Genomic DNA, 22,958 nt, shown 5'->3' on the forward strand with positions numbered 1-22,958 from the left:
CTGTCGTGATCGCTGGGCGAGAGTCAGGTTCGGAGGGAAGCTGAGACGGCACCCATCAGCGTCTTCGGTCGGAGCAGAGCCTGCGGCGGGTCGACCATGGACGTCACGCGAAGGAACGCCCGCCCGAGGGCCGGGTCGCTGGAGGCGCCGGCCTGGATCCGGGCGACGTACCGTCCGAGCAGGCCGGCCATCGCCGTCCGGCGTCCGCTGACCCCGGGGAAGGTGAGGTCGGCTCCTGATGACAAGGCCCACGCTGCGTTGACCACCTTCGCGACATCGCGTTGGAAGCGGTGCGGTCGCAGTGTTCCCTGGTCGAGGTGCCGCCCCAACGCTGCGGCTTCGAGGGCGGCGACGGTCATGCCCTGACCGTAGATCGGGTTCAGCGAGCACACGGCGTCTCCCAGCACCACGACTCCTTCTGGCATGGATGCGAGCTGGTCGTAGCGTGCTCGGACCGAGGTGGGATGCCTGTACGCCACGGGGTCGTCCAGAGGCTCCGCGTCGAGTATGGCCCGGTGTACGTCGGGAAGCGCAAGGTCTGCGGCGAACCGGATGAAATCCTCTGGGTCCGTGGGCGGGTGATTCCCCAGCACTCCCATCAGGGTCACCAGGCATTGGTCGCCTCCCAGCCGGGACAGGGCGCCACCTCGTGGCTGCTTGGGCGTGGGGCCCGAGAGGATGACCAGGTCGTTGTCGATCACGCCCGCTGGTAGCCGGTATCGGCGGCTGGCGTAGCCGACCCCGACGTGCAGCAGCTGGACGGTTGGCCGCTCGTGGCCAAAGGTCTCGAGCCAGACCGGCATTCGCGATCCCCGGCCGGTGGCGTCGACGACAAGGTCGGCAGCGTGGTCCCGACCCGCACCACCGTCCTGGCGGCCGACGACACGGACGCCGCGGACCCGACGGGCGCCTGCATCCGCGACCAGGCCGACCACGTCGTGAGCGCGCAGAAACCCGACATTCGCTAAGCCTTCGACCCTGCGACGAATGTCCTGCTCGAGTACCGGGCGGTCCGCACAGAGCATCGCCAGGCCGGAGTCTCCCTGCGCGAAGCGGTACCCTCCGAAGCTCAACCGGCTGTGCGCAAGCATGTCCCCGCACGGCACTCCGCTGGCGGTCAAATCGGACGCCAGACCGGGGAAGAGCGCTTCCAGCTGTTCGAGACCACGGGCGAGCAACCCGTGTAGGTGACGTGCCTGCGGCGTGCCACGACGTGGGTGATCGTCGTCGTCCTGGAGTCCATCGCGCTCGACGACGACGACCTCGTCGTATCGGTCGGACAGTACTCGTGCGGCGAGGAGTCCCGCGATGCTGCCACCGAGGACGATCGCACGGTCTCGAGTTGATGTCGTGGTCATGGCGTGCCTCCTCCTGGTGTCCTTTCCAGAAGGCTGCTCCTACGAGCATCTGGTCACCAGATCATTCGCTGCTCACCTCTGCTCACTTCTCACCTCTGAGCGCTCCGCGGTCGGTGTCGACCGATCCCAGCTCCGCGCTCCAGAGTCGCGACACCACCACGTCGATCCCGCGGCGCAGGTGACGGCGGTACGTGCTGAACGGCAGATCGAGAGCTGCTGCTGCTGCTGCCTCCTGGGTACGCGCGGACCGGACAAAGGTGCAGTCGAGCGCGCGGAAGAGCCTGTCTTCCCGCGGATCCGTGGCCAGCGATGCGACGGCCGCACGAAGGACCGAGGCGACGGCGTCGGCATCGGCGACCCGTGGGCCGGCGAGGAGCCGGGAACGCATCAGCGGGTTGCGGGCGAGCAGGTCTGGTCGGTGGAGGTCTCGCAGACCTTGGCGTACGGCGGCGTCGAAGTCGTCGTATGCGAGCACTAAGAGCTCGGACTGCGTGTCCACCGGAACGAGGAAGGCGTCGTCGGCCAGGGCGCGCTCGGTCCAGCGGCGGATCATCGCCTCGACCGGAGTCTGTCGGAAGTCGTGCCCGAAGAGTCCGAAGCGAACGCCATTGCAGTGGAAGTCGGCGCCGGTCGCGCGCCCCATGTCGGCCGCAGCGAAGAACTGGTCCCAGCGGTCGGGTTCGGACAATGTGACGAAGTCCCAGGCGAGGCCGGGGGTGGTCAGCTGCCGTTGCAGGGTCAGGATCGGTACGGCGTTGAGCGTGGGCGACGGGTCCTGGTAGGCCATTGCATCAACGATGAACCTGCACTGGGTCATCACCTCGCCCGGGCGGGGAGGTGCGGTGCGGTCGGCGTAGTTCCATGCCGCTGCCGCACCTGGGTCCCTTCGCCGGTCGGCCCCCGTCGCCGCTGTGAGATCGATGAGTGCGATGACGCCGCGCGCTCGGGAGTCATGGCCCCGGAGCACGTGGAACGCTTCGGGTTGTCGCTCCAGCCAGTGGCGCGCTGTTGCCGCCGATGTCTCACCTTCGGCCGAGCCAATCATGTCGATGATTGCTCGATGCTCCGTGGGTCGGGCGCCGTCGGGGTAGTGGTCGCCCAAGGAGGGCAGTGCGAGTGGTAGCAGGACGCTCCGCAGGTTGCGGAAGCAGAACTTCAGGTCCGCAATCGCTCGCTGCTGGGCCACGCCAGTGGTCGCGCGTATCTGGGACATGACCCAGGCTTGAACGTCCCGGAAGACTCTCCGGTAGCCTTCCGCGTCGCGCCAGCGCAGGTCCGCGTCGAGCAGGGCGCGGACAAGATCGTGCGGAACGAGTCCGTTGCCGCACCTGTCGATGACTGAGAGCTCACTGAGCCACGCGAAGACTTCGTGCGCAGCCGACGGGTCGGCCAGCACTTGGCGCAACAGTCCTTCGTCGGTCGAGCGGGCGATCGCCGTCACCTCGAGCCCGTGTCGGTGCGCGGACGTAGGAGCGTCGGCGACCACCCGGGCCAGTAGGGCGGGGACGACGTCGCCCGGTAGCTCCTCGAGGTCCAGGTCGGGTTCTCTCAGCAGTGCGTCAGTCAGGAGGGCAAGTGCAAGGGGGTGCCCGTAGGTGTGACGGAGCACCGTCGCGTGCCGGTTGGTGGGAACCTCGCGACGGCGCAGGTAGGCGCGTACGTCGTCTACCGCCAGGTTGCGCAGCGTGGTCACACGCAGCGCTTCGGACCAGACGGGGTCGGCGCGCCATTCGGCGCGGCACGGGTCGCGACTCGCCAACACGGTCACCGTCGAGCTGGGCAACCGACGCAGGAGAGAGTCACGGAACCATGCGTCCAACAGGCGTAGATGTTCGTAGCCGTCGACCAGCATCACTACTCGGGGGTGGCGGCGGGCATCGATCGGTTCGTCGTTCGAGTCAAGGCCCAGCTGCGCGCCCACGGCGTCGGCAACGGCAGCCGGGGTTGCTGGCAGCTCCCGACCGTCGATCTGCACCACCTCGCAACGGGCAGCGCGAGCCACCTCTGCATACGAGTCGAGCAACTCTGACTTACCGATGCCGCCGGGTCCGGAGATGTGGAGCACGTGGAAGAGGCCATCGGTGTCCTCCAGTGCGCTGAGGAAGAGCTCAAGCTCTGCTCGTCGCCCGACTAAGTAGCGACGGTGTCGCTTCTTGAGCACGTCGCCGATGCTGCCTCGTAGGGACTGGGACATGGACGCGTCGTTCGCAGATCGGTTCATGGCACCAGGACGTCGACGGTACGCACGTCCCGCAGGGGGGACTCCTGGCAACCGCCGATGGCGTAGAGGGCACCGTCCAGGGCGGCGAACCCGTGGCCGTGGCGCGAGAGCGGTGGATGGTTGGTCGGCGTCCACTCGCGGGTGCTCAGGTCGAAGGTGGCCGCGAAGTCGTGGAACGTCACCCACAGGCGTTCATCGAGCATGGCCGCTCCGCCTCGCGCCGTCGGCTCGGGCAGTGTCGGCCCATCGCTCCACGAGCCGGCCTCCGGGTCATAGAGCTGCACCAACCGCGACGGGGCGCCCCGCCACCAGCCGCCGAGGACGTAGAGGCCGGCGGTGGTGGAGACCGTGTCGTGGGAGCCGCGCGCGTGAGGCATCGGCGTACCCGGCGACCAGCTCATCGACGCGACGTCGAGGACGTCGACCGCCGGCACCGGTCCCTTCGCCGACCCACCGCCGATGACGTAGATGCGACCGTCGTGCAGGGTCACCGTGTGCGCGTAGCGCGCATGGGGGAGTCGGGGCAGTTCTTCCCACGTGCCCGTCGAGGTGTCGAGCACGGCGGCGAAGTCGGTTGGTCTGCTGGTTTCGTCGAGCCCGCCGACGACGAAGATCCTGTCGCCGATCGCCGCACCCTCGAACGAGGCGAGTCCCAGCGGCAGCTCGATGGAGGACGTGGTCCAGGTCCCGCTGTCCGGATCGAGCACCTCGATCGAGGTGAGGCGGTTGCCACGGTCTCCGGTCATGCCGCCCAGCACCCAAATCTCGTCACCCACGACCGCCGTGACGAAGTCGTCCCGGGGAGTCTGCAACCCATCGACCGGCTCCCACCCGGGCACGTGCTCGACCCAGGGGCGGACCGTCGGGGCGGTGGAGCGAGCACCGGACGTACAGCCGGTGAGCAGCGACAGCCCGACCAGCACTGCGAGGCAGGTCGCTAGTGCAGGGCGGCGCGCGGCCGTCTTCGCTCCCCGCCAACAGCCCGTCACGGCGTGGATGTCTCCTCGCCGTGCTCGGCGACGTTCGCACCCTCGTCGCGCCGGTCGTCGTCGCCTGAGGCGTGGATGACGTCGCGTTCGACGGCGAAGTGGCAGGCGGAGGGGTGCGCCGAGCCGTCTCGCGCAACCAGGAGTGGAACTTCTGTGGCGCACACATCCTCCGCCTTCCAGCACCGGGTCCGGAATCGGCAGCCGGAAGGCGGGTCAACCGGGCTGGGCACGTCGCCCTCGAGCACGATGTGGTCCCGGTGTCCGCGGAGCCGCGGGTCCGGGACCGACACCGCCGACAGCAACGCCTGGGTGTACGGGTGCGTCGGATGCTCGTAGATCTCGTCCTCGGTGCCGTACTCGACCCCCTTACCCAGGTACATGACCAGGACGCGGTCAGAGATGTGCCGTACGACGGACAGATCGTGCGCAATGAAGACGTAGGCCAGTCCGAACTCGTTCTGAAGCTGCTCGAACAGGTTGATGACCTGGGCCTGGACCGACACGTCGAGCGCCGAGACGGGCTCGTCGCAGACGATGATCTCCGGCTTCAGGGCCAGAGCGCGGGCGATGCCGATGCGCTGACGTTGCCCCCCCGAGAACTGGTGGGGATAGCGGTTGGCATGGCTCGGATCAAGGCCGACCACGTCGAGCAGCTCCTGGATGGTCCTACGACGATCTCGATTGCCCAATGCGTCGGGGTGGACGTCGTAGGGCTCTCCGACGATGTCCCCGACGGTCATCCTGGGGTCCAGGGACGAGTACGGGTCCTGCAGGACGATTTGGATGTTGCGCCTCATCGCGCGCAGCTCACGGCCCTTGAGCGTCGAGACTTCACGTCCCTTCAGCTTGATGGAACCCGACGTAGGACGTTCCAGCCCCATCAGCAGCCTCCCCAGGGTCGACTTGCCACAGCCCGACTCGCCCACGACGCCGAGCGTCTCACCTCGGCGAAGTTTCAACGACACGCCGTCGACCGCCTGCACCTGGCCGACCGTGCGCTGGAAGACGATTCCCTGCTTCACGGGGAAGTGCTTCTTCACCTCCGTGACCTCGAGGAGGAGATCGCTGTCCTCGTGTGCGGCGGTGGCTTCGTGCGAGCTCGTGCTTGTCTCGGCGCTCACGAGTCGAGCACCTCCTCCCAGTAGTGACAGGCGCTGGTGCGTCCGGCGGGAAGGTCGTAGAGCGGGGGTTCGTCATCGGTGCAACGCTGTCTCGCGAAGGCGCAGCGCGGGTGGAACGAGCATCCCGAGGGTCGAGCGATCAGGGACGGTGGTAGCCCCTCGATCACGGTCAGGTCCTGGCCCTTCTGGTCGACGCGGGGGATGGACTCCAACAGGGCCTTCGTGTAGGGGTGGGCCGGGCGTTCGTAGATCTCGTAGACGCTCGCCTGCTCGACCGCGCCACCGGCGTACATCACGCAGATCTTGTCCGCTACATCGGCGACCACGCCCATGTCGTGCGTGATCAGAATTAGTCCGAGATCGCGTTCGCGCTGCAGGTCGGCCAGCAGGTCCATCACTTGGGCCTGGACGGTCACGTCCAGGGCCGTGGTCGGCTCGTCGGCGATGATGACGTCCGGCTCCAGGGCGAGCGCCATCGCGATCATGACGCGCTGTCTCATGCCTCCGGAGAACTGGTGGGGATAGTCGTTGACCCGAGATCTCGCCGCCGGGATTCCGACCATGTCGAGCAGCTCGACGGCGCGTTCCCTTGCCTGCCCCCGTGAGGCGCCCGAGTGCTTGCGAGCGGGCTCGCCGAGCTGCCATCCGACGGTGAAGACCGGGTTGAGCGCGGACAGTGCGTCCTGGAAGATCATCGCGATGCGGTTGGCCCGGATAGGTCGCCGGGTTTTCTCGTCCAGTGACAAGAGATCGACCCCGCGATAGCGGATCTCGCCGCCGGCGATCTTCGCGGGAGGGCTCTCGAGGATTCCCATCACGGCCTGGGCGGTCACCGACTTCCCGCAGCCCGACTCGCCGAGAATTCCCAGCGTCTCGCCCGCCTCCAGGGAGAAGCTGACCCCGTTGACGGCGTGCGCGACCCCGTCGCGGGTGTGGAACTCGACATGCAGGTTCTTCACCTCGAGGAGAGGGGCGCCGTCATCGAACCCCAGGGAGTCGAGAGGCGACTGTTCTGCCTGGTGATCGCTGCTGCTCAGGATGTCCGTCATCAGGTCGGCCCTTTCATCGGTTTCGGGGGTCGAGCGCATCGCGGAGCACGTCGCCGAGCAGGATGAACGCCAGCACGGTGATGACGATGAACGCGCAGGGGTAGACGAGCAGGTGCCAAAAGCCGGCCAGGGCCAGCGTCTGGCCGTCGGCCACGAGCAGTCCCCAGGACGCGGTCGGACGTTGGTACCCAACACCCAGGAACGTCAGGGTCGCCTCGGCGCTGATGTAGGTGCCGAGCGCGATCGTCGCCAGCACGATCACGGGGGCGATGCTGTTCGCGATGACGTGCTTGCGGATGATGAACAGGTCGCTGGCTCCGAGGGCCCGGGCCGCGTCGATGAAATCCTTCTGCTTGGTGGCGAGGACGCTGCCCCGCATCACCCGGGTGAGGGACGTCCAACCGAACACCACGAAGACCAGCGTCAGGGTCCAGACGTTCCGCTCAGGGAAGAGCGCCAGGAACACGAGGGCGCCCAGGATGAAGGGCAGCCCGAAGAAGATGTCGGTGACCCGGCTGATGACGCTGTCGGTCTTGCCGCCGAAGTAGCCCGCCGCGGTGCCGAGCAGCACGCCGAGCACCGTGGTGCCGAGGGTCACCAGGATCGCCAGGATCACGGACTTGCCGGTGCCCCAGACGAGGGAGGCCCACATGTCGCAGCCGGCCCTGGTGTAGCCGAAGGGGCGGTCCCACGTCGGTTTGCCGCGGGCGTCGGTCAGGTCGCAGGCGCCGCGGGCGTTCGGCGACTCCGACGCCCAGAGCTGGGGGAAGAAGGCCATGCTGAGGATGACCAGCACGAGCACCAGCGACACCCAGAACATCGGCTTGTGGACCAGCTCGTAGCGCACGTCGCCCCACAGCGAGCGGTTGGCGCCGTGCTGGTTCCCACCAACGGTTCCGGCGCTCTGTCCGGCCGTCTCACTCATAGCGGATCCTGGGGTCGAGAGCGGCGTACAGGATGTCCACGAGCAGGTTCGAGATCAGGAACACGACCGTCAGGATGGTGACCACACCGATGATCACCGGCGCGTCGTTGGCCTGGATGGCGAGGAACACCAGTTGACCAACGCCAGGGATGTTGAAGATCCCCTCGGTGACAAGTGAGCCGCCGAGGAGGAACCCGATGTCGATGCCGATGTAGGTGATGACTGGGATCAGCGAGTTGCGCAGCGTGTGGATGCCGACGGTGCGCTTGGTCGTGAGTCCTTTCGCGCGGGCAGTGCGGACGAAGTCGGACCGCAGGTTCTCGATCAGGCTGGTGCGGGTGAGGCGGGCGATCGCCGCCAGCGAGAACGCACCGAGGACGATGCCGGGCAGCACGAGACTCAGCCAGGGGTAGTCGGGGTCGTACCCGACGTTGAGCATCTGCCCCAGCCAGTCGGGGGCCCAGTTGCTGTTGCGGAGCGGCAGCCCGACCTTTAAGCCTACGAACAGCAGGGTCAGCGACCCGAGGACGAAAACAGGGAAGGCGATCAGGAGCACCGTGGTGAAGCGCACGAGGTTGTCGATGAACTTGTCCTTGCGGAGACCGGCGAGGACTCCCGCGGTGATCCCGACGATGATCTCGAACAGCAGCGCGATGATGGTCAGCCTGGCTGTGACCGGAAACCTCTCGAGGAACATCTCGGCGACGGAGCGGCCGCGGAAGTTCACGCCGAAGTCCCCGGTTGCGTACTGCCCGAGCCGGTCCACGAACAGCCCGACGCACGGGTTGCCGGTCTGGTCCAAGCAGGAGTCGTCGAGGTTGTACCTGGCCTGGAGCTCCTCGATGACGGCCTGGGGCGGGGCGTTGGGGCCGAAGAGGGCACGGACCGGGTCCCCGACGATCTGGATGGTCAGCGTGCTGAGCACGTGGAGCAGGAAGAGGGTGCCGAGGATGACCGGGATGAACTGGATCAGGCGTCGGATGACGTAGCGGCCCATAGCAATCCTTCGTCCTGCTGCTGGTCCTGAGAGGGGATCGGGCACTGGCTGTGCCCGATCCCCTCCTTGGGAAGTGGTGTGAACGTTCAGCGGTTGCTTAGCGCGGCGTCACTGCTCGACCGTGATTTCTCCGAAGGCGATCTCGCCCTCGCCCACGTCGAAGCGGACATCACCGACCTGGTCGGAGTGCGCGATCGCGGTGCCGCCGCTCCACATCGGGATGATCGGCATGTCCTCGAGTGCGATGTCGCCGGCCTGCTGGTAGAGGTCGATAGCCTCGCCCAGCGAGTCCGCGGCATCGCCCTGGGTGACCAGCTCGTCCAGCTCGGGGTTGCTGTAGCCCGTGTAGTTCGAGTCACCGTCGGTGCCCACGATCGGCCGGATGTAGTTCTCCGGCGACGGGTAGTCCAGCGACCAGCCGAGTCGGAACGGACCCTCGAAGTCCCCGCTGTCGAGGAGCTCCAGGTACTGGGCCCACTCGGTGGAGTTCAGCTCGTAGTCGAAGCCGAGCGTCTCCTGCACCTGCCTGGCTGCGGCCTCGACCCACGCGTCGTGTCCCGCGTCGGCGTTGAAGTAGTACTGCAACGTCATGCCCTCGGGGTCCACACCGGACTCCTCCAGGAGGTCCTTCGCGCGCTCCGGGTCGTGCTCGCAGTACTCGCAGGCGTCGTCACGCGAGCCGGGAATCGGCGGCGTCACAATGTCGGTGGACGGGTACGCCAATCCGTTGAGCACCTGCTCGACGATCAGCTCCCGGTCGATCGCCAGCGAGATCGCCTGCCGCAGCTGCTTGTTGCCATAGGGCTCCTGGCCGATGGGGAAGCCCAGGTACGTGAGCGACGCAGTCGGCTCCTCGATGATCGCGTCACCGAGGGTGCCCTTCGCCTCCAAGTAGACCTCTGGGGCCAGGCTGAGGACGTCGAGGCCGCCGTTCTGGAAGTCACGGTAGGCCGCGACCGGCGTCGTGAACATCTTGAACTCGACGCTGTCGGCCATCGCGGGCTGCTCACCCTCGTAGTCCGCCCACTTCTCGACGGTGATCTGCTGGTCGTGCTGCCACGGCTGGTTCATCTGGTAGGGACCGGTGCCGATCGGCTGCTCGTTGCAGGCGTCGATGTCGTCGAAGCACGCCTGGGCGATCGGCGCGAAGGCGGGTGCATAGCTCAGCATCTGACCGAACTGCGAGAACGGGCTCTTCAGCGTCACCTCGAGCGTCTGCGCGTCCACGACCTCGATCCCCGACGCCTCCGGCCCCTCACCCGCACCCTCGATGCGGGACATGAAGCCAGCGGTGGACTGGGCGTTGTCGGGGTCCTGTGAGTAGTTCCAAGCTCGGGCAAACGACGTGGCGTCGACCGGCTCGCCGTTGTGGAAGCTGCGGTCCTCCTTGAGCGTGATGGTCCAGACGGTCTGGTCGTCGTTGGCGCTGATGTCTTCGGCCAGCCCGTCATAGACCAGCTCCCCGGATTCGAAGTCCGTGGAGACCAACGGGTCGTTGATGAGGTCGAGTACCGCGCTGCACTCGGACTCGTAGCAGTTGGAGGCGGGAGCGAGGAAGGTGGGTTCGGTGAGCTCCGCCGAGTAGGTGCCGCCTGCCTCGCCGGTCGGGCCGTCCGCCGGAGAGCCGGGGTCGTTGTCGTCCGATTCGTCTCCGCTGCCACAGGCGGCGAGACCGAGGACGAGTGCTGTGCACGCGGCTGTCGCGCGCCATGACCGTGTCACTCGCATGGGAACTCCTAAGCAATGTCGAGGATGCTCGTCCTCGCCATCGTTGGCAGCGGCGGAGCGCGGGGACAACGGGCCGACGCGGAACTTCACATGACCGCAATGAGCGCGCCGTGAGCTTTGCGGATCGGATGACGATTTCGCACCCTGCCCGGCCGCTGGCGAGGCGACCCGCGGGCCTCCTCGAGCTGGTAACCGCATTCGTCGTGTCGCTGTGTCTCGGACCTACTAACGCGGATGTGACGGCGGTGGGAGGCTGCCGAGCATTTGACCTACGCGACCCGGGTACGCCGCGTCGGTCCGCTGCGGCGTCGGGCCGGAGCACCCGTCGTGCTGGACGAGAGAAGGTGCCGCCGCGATTGAAGCGGCTCCGAGGTGGTCGGAGAAGGTGACTTACTTTGCCACGTGCTCGGCCACCGGAGGGGCGCAGACGGCACCCGCCGCCACCGTGCTCGGCGCGAAGGTGCGACCACTGTGCCGACGTGTGCCATCCGGCGGGTCACAGCTCGAGCGTAGGTCGGGCCTGCTCAGCGCAGGCCAGTGTCGGTCGGTGCCGGGCCGCCGCGTGCACCAGCGCCGGGTACACGGGCCGGGAACGAGGCACGTCGTGAGTCGACCGCTGCCCGGTGCGCCGGTGCCGCTCCGCGAAGTCCGCGATCTGGCCCGCCAAGGCCATGGGTGAAGGCTACGCACGTCGGCGGATACGGCCTGGAGGCGTTCGGGCACATCGTGGTGCTCGAAGGCGAATCGACGTGCGTGTGCGACTCACTCATGGCGTGCGACGTCAGCCTCCGGATCAGTTCCCGGGGTGGCGCCATCGATCAGGGCCGAGACAGAAGCTTCGGTCGACATCGTCGTCCGGCGCGCTCCGAGGATTTGGGTTGGGACGAGGTCCGAGACACCCTCGAGGGGATGGCACTCGAGACGAACACTTCGCGCCCACAACACAGAGCAACCCCCATGTCTGCACGCCGCGTGCTCGTCGGCGCCCTCGCTCTGCTGATGCCCGCGTCCCTGCTCCTCATCAGTGAGACCGGATCGGCAGCAGGTCCAGCGACAACTTCCCCCGCGTCGTCTTCTCTGCGTGAAGCCACGCGCTCGCGCGCGAGCCTGCAGGTCATGCCGCAGATCGTTCAGCACGGCCGGCGTACGGCGAGCCCTGACGCTGCCCGGGTGGCTATCACCGCCACGATCAAGCCGCGCCGTGCCCGACGCCCGGTCCAACTCCAGGTCAAGACCGGCTCGAGGTGGAAGAACGTCGGGCGAGCCCGGACCGACGGTCGCGGCCGCGCGGAGTTCTCCGCGCGTGCCATGCGTCGCGGGAAGGCGATCACCTATCGGGTGAGATCCGGCAGCTACAAGGGTCATCGTCGCGTCGTGAGCCGGCCGAGGAGCACCAATCGCTGGCAGACGCCGCTCTTCACCGAGACGTTCTCCGGCCGCTCGCTCGCTCCCCAGTGGAGCCACCGCGGACAGTCCTACGAGAAGGAGAGCCTGCGCAGGTGCTCCAAGGGCAGCCCGAAGGCGGTCAAGGTCTCCGGCGGCAAGGTCCGCTTGAGCGTCATCGAGGACAGGAGCCGTCCGGGCAAGTGCAAGGCGATCAAGCGGGGCAAGGTCTCAGGTCGCTACGCCTACCGCCTCAACGGTCACATCTCGACGCAGAACCGGGTGTCGTTCAAGTACGGCTTCGCGGCCGCCCGCGTGAAGATGCACAAGCGCCGCGGTCAGCACAGCAGCTTCTGGCTCCAGCCGCAGACCTCCCGCGCGGGCACGCCGCGCACCGCAGGCGCCGAGATCGACGTCATCGAGTACTTCGGTGACAAGCACCCGCGAGGTGGCCTGACGAGCTTCATCCACTGGAAGAAGAACAACGAGCTCATCAAGACCGGTTCGTGGATCAAGCAGCCGAGGAGCTTCCTCAAGAACAAGCGTGACGGGTGGTCGAGGAACTATCACGTGTTCTCGGTCGAGTGGACGCCGAGGATGTACATCTTCCGTATCGATGGTCGGGAGACCTGGCGCACCCGCAAGGGCGTGTCCGGCCAACCCCAGTACCCCATCCTGAGCCTGCTCGCCTCGGACTACGAGCTGTCGCACATGAAGGACAAGCAGCTGCCGCAGCACATGAAGGTTGATTGGTTGCGGATCTGGCAGGCCTGAGGGGCAGCCATGGTGCCCTGATGGGCAACATGTAGCTCGACCCCGCGCACTCCAGAACGCAGAATCTGTGTTCCGCAGGACAGAGCCGTCGACCATTCCAGCCGGACAGATCGCGGATATTTGGCAGGCGATCGACGAGTTCGTCCCGCGGACGCGGCTATGAGCTAGGTGGGATTGACACCGAAGCGTGCAGCAGGCCCCGCTGCGCTACGTGGCGGGTTACGCCGCCGCCTGCTGGTCAATAGTCGACGCATCGGTCGCAACGGCCCCAGCGCATCCCTGGGCTGGGTCCGGTCGACTCATTGGGGACATGTCGCAACATTCTGGGCCGCGGTCGAGTCACACGGGTTTGGCATCATCCGCAACCGCAAGGGGAATCATGCGACTCACACTCACCGCCGCCGCGCTCATGGGCGTGGCCCTGCTCGTGCCAATGGGCACGGCCAGCGCAACGGCCGAGACGTGTCAGGGACAGCCGGCGACCATCGTCGGGACGCCTGGGGGCCAGGTCACCGGCACCGAGGGCGCGGACGTCATCGTCACGAACGGCGCGACGCGGGTCGACGCGCTCGGCGGCGATGACCGTGTGTGCGCCACGGGCGGGGGCGGCGTCGTCGTCGCCGTCCTTGGGGCGGGGGCCGACATGTTCACTGACGAGAACGGCGGATCGCATCAGGTCGTCGCCGGGACGTTGGACGGCACCGACATCGAGGCCGACGTCATTGGCCTGAGCAAGTTCGGCCGGGTCACGTCCGGCATGGCAGGCCAGCCGAACGCCGACATCATCGACCTCGCCCTCACCGGCTACGTCCACTGGAACGGCGTCCAGACCGCCCCGGGTGGGGTCACCGTGGGCAAGGGCGGCGGCCTGTTCCTTCGGTCCGCCTACAACATGCGTGTGGAGGCCAGCGGGTCCGTCACCGGGGCCGACACCTCGCTGACGTGGACCGGTCACTTCGACGAGTTCTCGTTCGCCACCGAGGCCGCGCGCGGGCTCCTCGAGTTCCGCGGCACCGACGCGGTTGAGCACCTCACGGTCGACGCCCCGGCGACGTTCAACCGCAACGTGCAGCTCGGCGGAGGGAACGACATCTACCGGACCAACGGCCTCGGCGCGAGGTTCTCGATGGTGAAGGGCAACAAGGGCGAGGACCGCCTGATGCTCGACGTTCCGACCCTGCGGCTCAAGGCTGACCTGGACCGCCGGGTGGATGACAAGAACAGCGGGGCCGCGACCCGCATCCGCAATTTCGAGGACTACGTGGTGTCCGCCAAGACGGCGAGGATCCGCGGGACCAACCGCGGCGAGCGGATCACGGTCGTGACGTGCAAGGCGTGGGTGAACGCTGGACCCGGCAAGGACCTCGTCATCGCTAACGTCGAGTATGGCGACGGCGACGAGTTGGGCACCCCGGAGTGCGGGAAGTACCGCGCGGTCGTGAACGGCGGCCGGGGCCACGACACGATCAAGGGCAGCCCTGGGAATGACCGTCTGCTTGGCAACCGTGGCCGCGACGCCACCGACGGCCGTGCCGGGCGCGACACCTGCGTCGCCGAGCGCCGCGTGCGGTGCGAGCGCCGCCTCTGAGCTAGCCCATCGACGCCAGGGAGGCCCCCGACCGGCAGCGGTCGGGGCCCTCGCAGCGTCCCCAGCCTGACTAGGAGTTACGGAGGAACAGTTTGGAGCACCGGTCCCGACCTTCTGCCAGCGACTACGAATCGGGCCTGATCGCGGCGACTACACGTACTGCAACCGCGTCCTGCCCAGCAGCATGCTCCTGGGCGGTCTGAGCTGTCGATCTCCTGAGTGCGCTAGTTTTCTCGGCTCCCCGAAGACTCAGGCGGCCGCCGGCGTCGCGCGCTTGCTCGAGGCCCCGGATCTCACCGGTGCTCGCGGACGCCGCGCGCGTGAGCTTGAGCGGAGCGTCGACCACTGCCGGTGACCCCAACACCCGGGGGCTGTAGGCGGAGGACTTCCAGGCAGCCTTGATGGCTGACCTCGTGCATGGGGTGAAGTCCGAAGCCAAGTGACGTCGGTGAACGGACGCTGATCGGCATGTTCGGATGTTCGAACTGCGCCGGCAGGCGGCGAAGCGACGCTTGTTCGGAGCAAGTTTGCGACGGTGGGCGCCGCACTCTGGTCATCGTGAATCTGCAAGATCGCGGCGGGGTACAGGTCGGGCACAATGCCAGCGTGACGCCCACGCCCCGAGGGGCCCATCCGGAGTTGCGAGTCCAACTCGCCGCTGACACTTCCAGCGTCCCCGGAGCACGCAGGTTCGTCATCGACGGGCTGCTGCAGTGGGGCCGCGAACATCTCGTTGACGACGCCGCCCTGTGCGTCACCGAGATGGCGGCGAACTCCGCCCTGCACAGCGGCAGCTCTTACCTGCATGTCCGGCTGCGTGACCTCGAGCCATCCGTGCGGGTCAGTGTCGAGGACGCCGGCGGGGTGGTACCGCTCGCGGCGGTGGCCCCGCCTCCCGTCGCGAGCCAGGGCACCACCGGGCGCGGACTGGTGATCGTGTCGGTGCTGGCGGAGTCCTGGGGGATCGAGGAGCGCGGCGATGGGCGACGCGTGTGGGCCGACCTTGCCGGTGACGGCGTCGAGCACGACGTACGGCCGCCGGTGGTGGAGTACGGCGACCGGTCGGCACCGGAGCAGGTCGTCCTGCCCGCCGATTGGGCGAGGGTGCGGCTACTTCGGTGTCCGGTGCAGCTCGGGCTCCAGATCGACCAGCGTCTCGACGACCTGGTGCGAGAGCTCCAGCTCATCGACCCCGAGGAGAGTCCGACTCCGCCGCGGGAGCTGGGCCAGCTAATCGAGCGACTGGTGACCCGCCCTGCTTTTGCGCGCCACTTGGGTCGTCGTACCGCCTTGGACGCCGCCGCGGCGGGGCTGGAGTACGTCGACATCAAGATGACCCTTCCCCGTGAGATGGCAGCAACCCTCCGCGAGCTGCTGGCCGCCGACAACCTGGCCGATGAGATCAGCGAGACCCACCAGCTGCTGACCCTGCGGTCAACCCCGGAGATGGTGTCGCTGCGCACCTGGTTCACTCAGTCCATCGTCGACCAGGCGGAGGAAGATGCCGATCCCGTGCCGTACGACGAGTGGCTGCACGAGCGAGGCTGATGGCACGCCGCCATCGGTTACACCCCACTAACTCGGGCTTCTCCCGAAGGACCGACATCGGAGACCCCGTAGGTGTAGGAAGTCGGCGGTGAGGGCCGGAGGGACCAGCACGGAAACCACAGACGGAACGTCCGGCTTGTCGCGACCGTAGGACACTGCCGCTGTAGCGTCGGATTGACGCAAGCGCGCTGAACTCTGCGATGACTCTGCGATGTCACTCCGCCGAACGGGCGCTGGGCACTCGGTCGTTGTGCGTCGCTTCTCCACGTCCTTCCAAGGGGGCGTGCTCAGGCAAGCTGCCAGAAATCATCGACCAAGCCGAGTCGCTGGAGGATCGCCTCGTTCTCCTCCTTGGCGTGGGGATGCCACTGCGGGGACAGCCGGTCGCCCCACCAGGCGTGGGCCAAGGCGCTGAGCACCGTGACTGGGATAGTGGTGCCTGCCGGGCGACCGTCGAGCCATCGGCGGACGTGCTCTCCCGACCGGAAGAGATTCATGGTGCTTCAAGTGAAGACGATGTCGTCCCACCACTGTCGGGCAGGGACGTAGCAATGGAAGACCAGCGACGACTTCTGGGGCTGTTGGTCGATGACGTCCACCGTCAGCGGTTCGCGGCAGTCCGGACACGACGTCTCGATCCGTCCGTCGCTGTGCAGTGCCGCGCACACACCGAACGCATCCCACGCGCAGTTGGCGTACCACCACCGGTGGCCAGCACGGACGCGGTACGGAGTCGGCACAGCGGAGAAGGGATTCGCCATCAGGATCTCGGAGCCCTCACTGTTCAGGACGAGGGCGTGCGCGTCGTGGAGCCTCGTCCATGCCTGACGGACCTCGCGCGCGGGGGCACCCATGGTCGCGGCCACGTCGTCCGCGGACGGCGCGTGACCGCGCTCGGCGAAGAGCCGGTAGGTCTCGTTGCGGACGCCGATGTCCTCCGGGGTCATGCCGATCAGTATGGCTACGTGGACGGTGCTCACGCACCAGCTGAGCGACGCCTGAACGCGGCGGTTGGACGCACTCGTCGCGGTGGATACGACGTGTTCACGTCGATCTCGTAGAGGCAGGCCGGTGAGAGGGCCGATCCGCCAGGCACGGAAGGTCGACGGGTGCACGACATCGACCTCTCGCCCCGGAGGGGGTGCATGCTCCACTGTGTCCTAGCCACAATGACGCCATGCCTGACGCCGCGATCGAGTGTGGTGATGCGAAAGTGGCGAGGCTGCTTGCTTTCGTCGCTGCCCGCGTCGAGGAAGATCGGTTGGGCGCCCACATGACAGCTCCGGTCGACGAGGCAGCACTCGAGAGGTGCGACATCGTGCAGCAGGTCCTTCTCGACATGGCTCGCGACACGTGCAGCCCGATCGAGCCCTGCCCGCTCCCGCAGCGGTGCCTTCGCGCGCTGGACGAGTACGCGTTTATGCACAAGACACACCGGCACTTCGACCCAGAGTGGATGGCATGGCGTCTTCTGCCGTAGTTCAGCAGATCCGTCGGCTCCTCAGGACGGAGCGCTAATCGCGGCGCAAGGCAGCGGGTCCCCACCTAGGATCGACGTCGAGACCGCCCGTGGCGTGCGCTCCTCGAGCGCCCCTCCCGCCCAGTACAGAGTCGGGTCGTCGCGCCTCGCGCTACGTGCCCCGAGGACAGTTCCGATGCGTTCGCGGGCAACGCTGGGGCAACACGAGCATCAGAAACAGCCCGAATCAGCCAACGTCAGCCGATCGTTCAATGTGCCTCTGACCTGCGGTTCCGTCGATTTCCAAGGTTGCCCGCCGACCACTCGATCCCTCTCTCAAGGCGGTAGCGCCGGTTCGAATCCGGTCGGGGGTGCAGCACCCGAAGGGCCCGGTCAGCAGACCGGGCCCTTCGTCGCCGGTGGGCTAGCATCCGCGCCCATGACTGACGGACCCCGGCTGGTCGCCGGCATCGACTCCTCCACCCAGTCCTGCAAGGTCGTCGTCCGCGACGCCGCCACGGGCGTGCTCGTGCGGCAGGGGAGGGCCGCTCACCCGGACGGCACCGAGGTCCACCCCGACCACTGGTGGGAGGCCCTGCAGGCGGCAGTCGCCGAGGCTGGGGGACTGGCCGACGTGGCCGCTGTCAGCGTCGGCGGCCAGCAGCACGGGATGGTCTGCCTCGACGAGGACGGTGCTGTCGTACGCCCCGCGCTGCTGTGGAACGACACCCGTTCGGCCGGTGCCGCGCGCGACCTCGTCGACGAGCTGGGCGGCCCGGAGGAGGGCGGTCGCGCCTGGGCCGAGGCGGTCGGCGTCGTCCCGGTCGCGTCGTTCACCGTGACCAAGCTGCGCTGGCTCGCCGAGCACGAGCCGGAGCACGCCCGTCGTACGGCCGCGGTGTGCCTGCCGCACGACTGGCTCACCTGGAAGCTGTCCGGGAGCACCGACCTGGCCGACCTCACGACCGACCGGAGCGACGCGAGCGGCACGGGCTACTGGTCGGCCGCGACCGGGGACTACCGCACCGACCTCCTCGAGCGCGCGTTCGGCTCCGTGCCCCACCTGCCGCGCGTGGTCGCACCCGGCGCGGTCGCCGGCACCGCGGGCGGGGCGGTCCTCGGCGCCGGTGCCGGCGACAACGCCGCCGCCGCGCTGGGCCTGGGCGCGGGGGAGGGCGACGTCGTCGTCTCGATCGGCACCTCCGGGGTCGTCACCGCCGTCACGAGCACCCCGGCCGTCGACCCCACCGGCTCGGTGGCGGGCTTCGCCGACGCCACCGGTCTCTACCTCCCGCTGGTCGCCACCCTCAACGGCGCGCGGGTGCTCGACGCTGCCGCCCGCCTCCTCGACGTCGACCACGACACCCTCTCGCGCCTCGCGCTCGAGGCGCCCTCGGGTGCCGGCGGCCTGGTGCTGGTGCCCTACCTCGAGGGCGAGCGCACCCCCAACCTGCCGGACGCGACGGGGTCGCTGCACGGGCTCACCCTGGCGACGGCCACCCGGCCGGCACTCGCCCGGGCGAGCGTCGAGGGCCTGGTGTGCAGCCTCGCCGACGGCCTCGACGCGGTGGTGTCGACCGGGGTCACGCCGACCCGCGTCCTGCTCGTCGGCGGGGCCGCCGCGTCGGAGGCCGTGCGCACGGTGGCAGCCGAGGTGCTCGGGGTCCCCGTGGACGTCCCGCCGCCGGGGGAGTACGTCGCCGACGGCGCCGCGCGTCAGGCGGCGTGGGCCGTGTCGGGGGCGGAAGCACCGCCGGAGTGGGTGCGCGAGGGGACCCGGCGCTACGCCGCCGACCCCGTGCCGGCCGTCCGCGCCAGGTACGCCGAGGGCCGCTCACGACACCTGGACCGGACCACCTGACATTTCTGCGTCCCGGTCCTTGACGTGATGCCTGTCACCGACTTAGTTTGGCGGTCCGTCAAACTAACTGGTGACCGAGGTCACACGCAGGATCGAGGACGCAGATGTCGCAGGTGCGGGACGGCTGGTCGACGACCAGCACCGGCGGTGCCGACCAGGGCACCGTCCGTCGCGCGAACCTGTCGCTGGTCCTCCGCAGCCTCCGCGAGGGCGGACCCCGTTCCCGGGCCCGGCTCGCCGCCGACCTCGGCCTCAACAAGGCGACCGTCTCCAGCCTCGTCACCGAGCTGCGCGAGCGCGGCCTGGTCCGCGAGGGCAGCGCCGAGCGCGGCGCCGTCGGGCGCCCCGGCACGACGGTGGAGATCGACGGCGCCGGCGCCTACGGCCTGGGTGCGGAGATCAACGTCCACCACGTCTCGACCCGCGCGGTCGACCTTGCCGGCACCGTCGTCAGCGAGCGGCGTACGTCGGTGGACACCCGCGGCCTCGAGCCCGACGAGGTGGTCGACCGGCTGGTCGAGCTGCTGCACGGCACCCTCGCCGACCTGGCCGCCCTCGACGCGGCGCCGGTGGCCGCGGTCGTCGGGGTCGCCGGACTCGTCGACCGCGACCGGGGCCACGTGTCCGTCGCCGCCAACCTCGGGTGGCAGGGGGTCGGCCTGGCCGGGCTGCTGCGCGCCAGGCTCGGCGACCCCGACTACCTGCTCGAGGTGGACAACGAGGCCAACCTGGCCGCCGTCGCCGAGGCCACCCCCGGCGACCCCGAGCGCCGCGACATCCTCGTCATCCACGGCGAGGTCGGCATCGGCGGCGGCATCGTCGCCGACGGCCGGCCGTTCTCCGGGCGCCGCGGCTACGCCGGCGAGTTCGGCCACATGGTCGTCGACCGCGACGGCAGCGTGTGCGGGTGCGGGCGCACCGGGTGCTGGGAGACGGTCATCGGCCTCAGCCACCTCATCGACCTCGCCGCTGCCTCCGACGACGACCTGCTGCGCTCGCCCACCCTCGACCTCGAGGGCAAGGTCGAGGAGATCAGCCGCCGCGCTGCCGCCGGCGACGAGCGCACGCTCGCCGCGCTCGGCGAGGTCGGCCGCTGGGTCGGCATCGGCGCCGCCGTCCTCACCAACGTGCTCAACCCCGGCATGATCGTGCTGTCGGGCTACCTCGGCGAGATCGGCGAGTGGATCCGTGACGTGGTCGAGGCCGAGCTCGCCTCCGGTGTCCTGGCCCCCGACGCGGGTGGCACGCGCATCGCGCTCTCGACCCTCGGCTTCTCGGCAGCGGTGCACGGCGCCGCCGCCGTCGCCATCGACCACGTCTACGACGACCCGACCCTCGTGCCGCGGGTGGTCCCCACCCTGGAGGTGATGTGATGAACGACGCCCCGCTGCTCACGATGCGCGGCATCGTCAAGCGGTTCCCCGGCGTGCTCGCGCTCGGAGGAGTCGAGCTCGAGGTGCGCGCGGGGGAGGTGCACTGCCTGCTGGGCCAGAACGGCGCCGGCAAGTCGACGCTGATCAAGGTCCTCTCCGCGAGCTACCAGCCCGACGAGGGCGAGATCCTCTGGGAGGGCGAGCCGGTCACGCTGTCGACGCCCCAGGCCTCGATGGCCCTCGGGATCTCTACCATCTACCAGGAGCTCGACCTCGTCCCCGACCTCAGCGTCGCCGAGAACATCTTCCTCGGCCACGAGCTGAGCACCGCCGGCTTCAGCCAGCGCGCGGAGACGATCCGTCGTACGCGCGACCTGCTGGCCCGGCTGGGTCACTCCGAGATCTCGCCCACGCGCTCCGTCGGCCGGCTCTCGCCCGCCGCACAGCAGATCGTCAGCATGGCGCGCGCCCTGTCCCAGGACACTCGGCTGCTCATCCTCGACGAGCCGTCCGCGGTGCTCGACCAGGGAGAGGTCGACAACCTCTTCCGCGTCATCCGCGACCTCACGGCCGAGGGCGTCGCCGTCGTCTACATCTCCCACCGGCTGGAGGAGATCCGCCAGATCGGCGACCGCATCACGGTCCTCAAGGACGGCAGCACGGTCGCCACCGGCCTCGCCGTCGACCAGACGCCCACCAGCGAGCTGATCAAGCTGATGACCGGGCGCTCGATCGAGTACGTCTTCCCGCCCCGTGGCGACGCACCGCCGCCGACCGGTGACCCGATCCTCGAGGTGATCGGCCTCGACCTGCCGGGCGTCTTCTCCGGAGTCGACCTGAGCGTGCGGGCGGGGGAGATCGTCGGTCTCGCCGGCCTCGTCGGCGCGGGACGCTCGGAGATCCTCGAGACCCTCTACGGCGCGCGCCGCCCGTCCGCGGGCACCGTGCGCGTCGCCGGTCGCGAGCTGCGGCGCGGCTCCGTGCCCGCGGCGGTCAAGGCCGGCGTCGGTCTCGCCCCGGAGGAGCGCAAGAGCCAGGGGCTCCTGCTCGACCAGGCGATCTTCGCCAACATCACCGTGTCCACGCTGGGACGCTTCAGCCGGTTCGGGCTGCTCGACAGCCGCGCCGAGCGCAAGCGCTCCACCGAGGTCGCGGAGTCCCTCGACGTCCGCCCGGCAGGGGTCGATCGCCTCGTGCGCCTCCTGTCGGGCGGCAACCAGCAGAAGGTCGTCCTGGCCCGGTGGCTGCTCCGCGAGTGCCGTGTGCTGCTCCTGGACGAGCCGACCCGAGGGGTCGATGTCGGCGCGCGCGCCGAGATCTACGCCCTCGTGCGCTCGCTGGCCGACTCCGGCGTCGCCGTCGTGGTCGTGTCGAGCGAGGTGGAGGAGGTGCTCGGGCTCGCGGACCGGGTCCTCGTGGTCCGTGAGGGCCGTGTCGTGCACGAAGGTCCCGCGGGCGAGATCGACGAGTCCCGCGTCCTGGACCTGGTCATGGAAGGAAAGGTCGCATGAGCGAGCAGAGCACGAGTCGGGACACGGGCGCGGTGGAGAACACCGTCCCAGCCTCCACGGAGTCGGTCAGGGTGGAGCGCGCCGCCGCGGAGTCGGGAGGTAACGGCGGAGGCGGCCTGATGAGCGGCCCGTTCGGCCGCAACCTCGGCCTCGTCGTGGCGCTCCTGCTGATCTGCGCGGCGGGCATCATCACCGCAGGCGACCGGTTCGCCAGCATCGACAACACCCTCACGATCCTGCGCTTCGCCTCGACCATCGGCGTGGTCAGCATCGGGATGACCTTCGTCATCACCGGCGGCGGCATCGACCTGTCGGTCGGCGCGATCCTGGCGCTCTGCTCGGTCTGGGCGACGACGTTCGCCACCCAGACGATGGCGGAGGACACGCACTGGATCATCATGGTGTTCGCCGCCCTGGCCGTCGGCTCCGCCTGCGGCCTCGTCAACGGACTCGTGATCGCGTACGGCAAGGTGGTGCCGTTCATCACGACACTGGCGATGCTCGCCGCCGCGCGCGGTCTCGCCGAGATCATCTCCGAGCGTCGTACGCAGATCGTGACCGTCGACGGCTTCAAGGAGTTCTTCTCCGCCGACGTGCTCGGCGTGCCGTTCCTGGTGATCATCTTCGCGATCGTCGCGGTGGCCGGCTGGGTCCTGTTCAACCGTACGACGTTCGGCCGGCGCACCCTCGCCGTCGGCGGCAATCCCGAGGCCGCGCGACTCGCGGGCATCAACGTCAACCGGCACACCGTGATGCTCTACGTGCTCGTCGGCTTCTGCTGCGGGCTCGCGGCGCTGATGCTGGTCAGCCGCACCACGACCGGCAGCTCGACCCACGGCACGCTCCTCGAGCTCGACGTCATCGCGGCCGTCGTCATCGGCGGCACCCTGCTCACCGGCGGGCGCGGCACGATCGTCGGCACCGTCCTGGGCGTGCTCATCTTCGCCACCCTCGGCAACGTGTTCACCCTCAACAACCAGGACACCTCGACCCAGGCGGTCGCCAAGGGCCTGATCATCGTCGTCGCCGTCCTGCTCCAGCAGCGCCTGGCGCGCAACGCGACGTCCACCTAG

18 protein-coding genes are annotated in these 22,958 nt (G+C 68.7%); 8 read left to right on the forward strand and 10 right to left on the reverse strand.

Going from position 1 to position 22,958, the window contains the following annotated elements; all coding sequences use genetic code 11:
* Nucleotides 1-23: 23 nt before the first annotated feature.
* The 8 genes from HOO61_RS12745 to HOO61_RS12780 all read right to left on the reverse strand — a co-directional run bounded on the left by HOO61_RS12745 (nt 24) and on the right by HOO61_RS12780 (nt 10,388).
* Complete coding sequence (locus tag HOO61_RS12745) at nt 24-1,358, reverse strand: NAD(P)/FAD-dependent oxidoreductase (protein WP_172259095.1); 1,335 nt, start codon at nt 1,356-1,358, stop codon at nt 24-26.
* Between the two features lie 82 nt (nt 1,359-1,440).
* Nucleotides 1,441-3,519, reverse strand: coding sequence for an ATP-binding protein (locus HOO61_RS12750; protein ID WP_216658886.1), 2,079 nt, complete (start codon nt 3,517-3,519; stop codon nt 1,441-1,443).
* A gap of 56 nt (nt 3,520-3,575) precedes the next feature.
* Nucleotides 3,576-4,502, reverse strand: a complete 927-nt coding sequence (locus HOO61_RS12755) for a kelch repeat-containing protein (protein ID WP_172259097.1) — start codon at nt 4,500-4,502, stop codon at nt 3,576-3,578.
* A gap of 62 nt (nt 4,503-4,564) precedes the next feature.
* Nucleotides 4,565-5,608, reverse strand: a complete 1,044-nt coding sequence (locus HOO61_RS12760) for an ABC transporter ATP-binding protein (RefSeq protein WP_367650204.1) — start codon at nt 5,606-5,608, stop codon at nt 4,565-4,567.
* 77 nt (nt 5,609-5,685) lie between these two features.
* Entirely contained in the window at nt 5,686-6,777 is a 1,092-nt protein-coding gene (locus HOO61_RS12765) for an ABC transporter ATP-binding protein (protein ID WP_253942387.1), read from the reverse strand.
* Nucleotides 6,752-7,663 carry an ABC transporter permease gene (locus tag HOO61_RS12770; RefSeq protein ID WP_172259099.1) on the reverse strand — a complete coding sequence of 304 codons (912 nt, stop codon included), beginning with the start codon at nt 7,661-7,663 and terminating at the stop codon, nt 6,752-6,754. Before HOO61_RS12770 ends, HOO61_RS12765 begins: the two co-directional genes overlap by 26 nt.
* Nucleotides 7,656-8,660, reverse strand: a complete 1,005-nt coding sequence (locus HOO61_RS12775) for an ABC transporter permease (RefSeq protein ID WP_172259100.1) — start codon at nt 8,658-8,660, stop codon at nt 7,656-7,658. Before HOO61_RS12775 ends, HOO61_RS12770 begins: the two co-directional genes overlap by 8 nt.
* Nucleotides 8,661-8,768: 108 nt before the next feature.
* Complete coding sequence (locus HOO61_RS12780) at nt 8,769-10,388, reverse strand: ABC transporter substrate-binding protein (protein ID WP_172259101.1); 1,620 nt, start codon at nt 10,386-10,388, stop codon at nt 8,769-8,771.
* Nucleotides 10,389-11,345: 957 nt separating this feature from the next.
* Between HOO61_RS12780 and HOO61_RS12785 the strand changes: the two genes are divergently transcribed.
* The 3 genes from HOO61_RS12785 to HOO61_RS12795 all read left to right on the forward strand — a co-directional run bounded on the left by HOO61_RS12785 (nt 11,346) and on the right by HOO61_RS12795 (nt 15,681).
* Nucleotides 11,346-12,545: a family 16 glycosylhydrolase gene (locus tag HOO61_RS12785; RefSeq protein ID WP_172259102.1), complete on the forward strand. Its 1,200-nt coding sequence runs from the start codon at nt 11,346-11,348 to the stop codon at nt 12,543-12,545.
* Nucleotides 12,546-12,924: 379 nt separating this feature from the next.
* A complete protein-coding gene (locus tag HOO61_RS12790) occupies nt 12,925-14,133 on the forward strand; it encodes a hypothetical protein (protein ID WP_172259103.1) in 1,209 nt (402 codons plus the stop codon).
* Between the two features lie 468 nt (nt 14,134-14,601).
* Nucleotides 14,602-15,681 carry an ATP-binding protein gene (locus HOO61_RS12795; RefSeq protein WP_172259104.1) on the forward strand — a complete coding sequence of 360 codons (1,080 nt, stop codon included), beginning with the start codon at nt 14,602-14,604 and terminating at the stop codon, nt 15,679-15,681.
* 287 nt (nt 15,682-15,968) lie between these two features.
* On the opposite strand, the gene HOO61_RS12800 is transcribed toward HOO61_RS12795, so the two are convergent.
* Both HOO61_RS12800 and merB read right to left on the reverse strand, forming a co-directional pair.
* Complete coding sequence (locus HOO61_RS12800) at nt 15,969-16,178, reverse strand: hypothetical protein (RefSeq protein ID WP_172259105.1); 210 nt, start codon at nt 16,176-16,178, stop codon at nt 15,969-15,971.
* A 6-nt stretch (nt 16,179-16,184) separates the two neighbouring features.
* Nucleotides 16,185-16,628 (reverse strand): organomercurial lyase, encoded by a 444-nt coding sequence (gene merB, locus HOO61_RS12805; RefSeq protein ID WP_172259106.1) that lies wholly within the window; start codon nt 16,626-16,628, stop codon nt 16,185-16,187.
* A 230-nt stretch (nt 16,629-16,858) separates the two neighbouring features.
* On the opposite strand from merB, the gene HOO61_RS12810 reads away from it, so the two are divergent.
* From HOO61_RS12810 to HOO61_RS12830, 5 genes are all read left to right on the forward strand, one after another.
* Nucleotides 16,859-17,161, forward strand: coding sequence for a hypothetical protein (locus tag HOO61_RS12810; RefSeq protein ID WP_172259107.1), 303 nt, complete (start codon nt 16,859-16,861; stop codon nt 17,159-17,161).
* Between the two features lie 418 nt (nt 17,162-17,579).
* A complete protein-coding gene (gene xylB / locus HOO61_RS12815; protein WP_172259108.1) occupies nt 17,580-19,001 on the forward strand; it encodes a xylulokinase in 1,422 nt (473 codons plus the stop codon).
* A gap of 104 nt (nt 19,002-19,105) precedes the next feature.
* Complete coding sequence (locus HOO61_RS12820) at nt 19,106-20,374, forward strand: ROK family transcriptional regulator (protein ID WP_172259109.1); 1,269 nt, start codon at nt 19,106-19,108, stop codon at nt 20,372-20,374.
* Nucleotides 20,374-21,885 carry a sugar ABC transporter ATP-binding protein gene (locus HOO61_RS12825; RefSeq protein ID WP_216658887.1) on the forward strand — a complete coding sequence of 504 codons (1,512 nt, stop codon included), beginning with the start codon at nt 20,374-20,376 and terminating at the stop codon, nt 21,883-21,885. Before HOO61_RS12820 ends, HOO61_RS12825 begins: the two co-directional genes overlap by 1 nt.
* Nucleotides 21,882-22,958 carry an ABC transporter permease gene (locus HOO61_RS12830; RefSeq protein WP_172259110.1) on the forward strand — a complete coding sequence of 359 codons (1,077 nt, stop codon included), beginning with the start codon at nt 21,882-21,884 and terminating at the stop codon, nt 22,956-22,958. The genes HOO61_RS12825 and HOO61_RS12830 overlap by 4 nt, the downstream gene beginning before the upstream one ends.

This window comes from Nocardioides sp. zg-1230 (genome assembly GCF_013155335.1).
Classification (GTDB): Bacteria; Actinomycetota; Actinomycetes; order Propionibacteriales; family Nocardioidaceae; genus Nocardioides.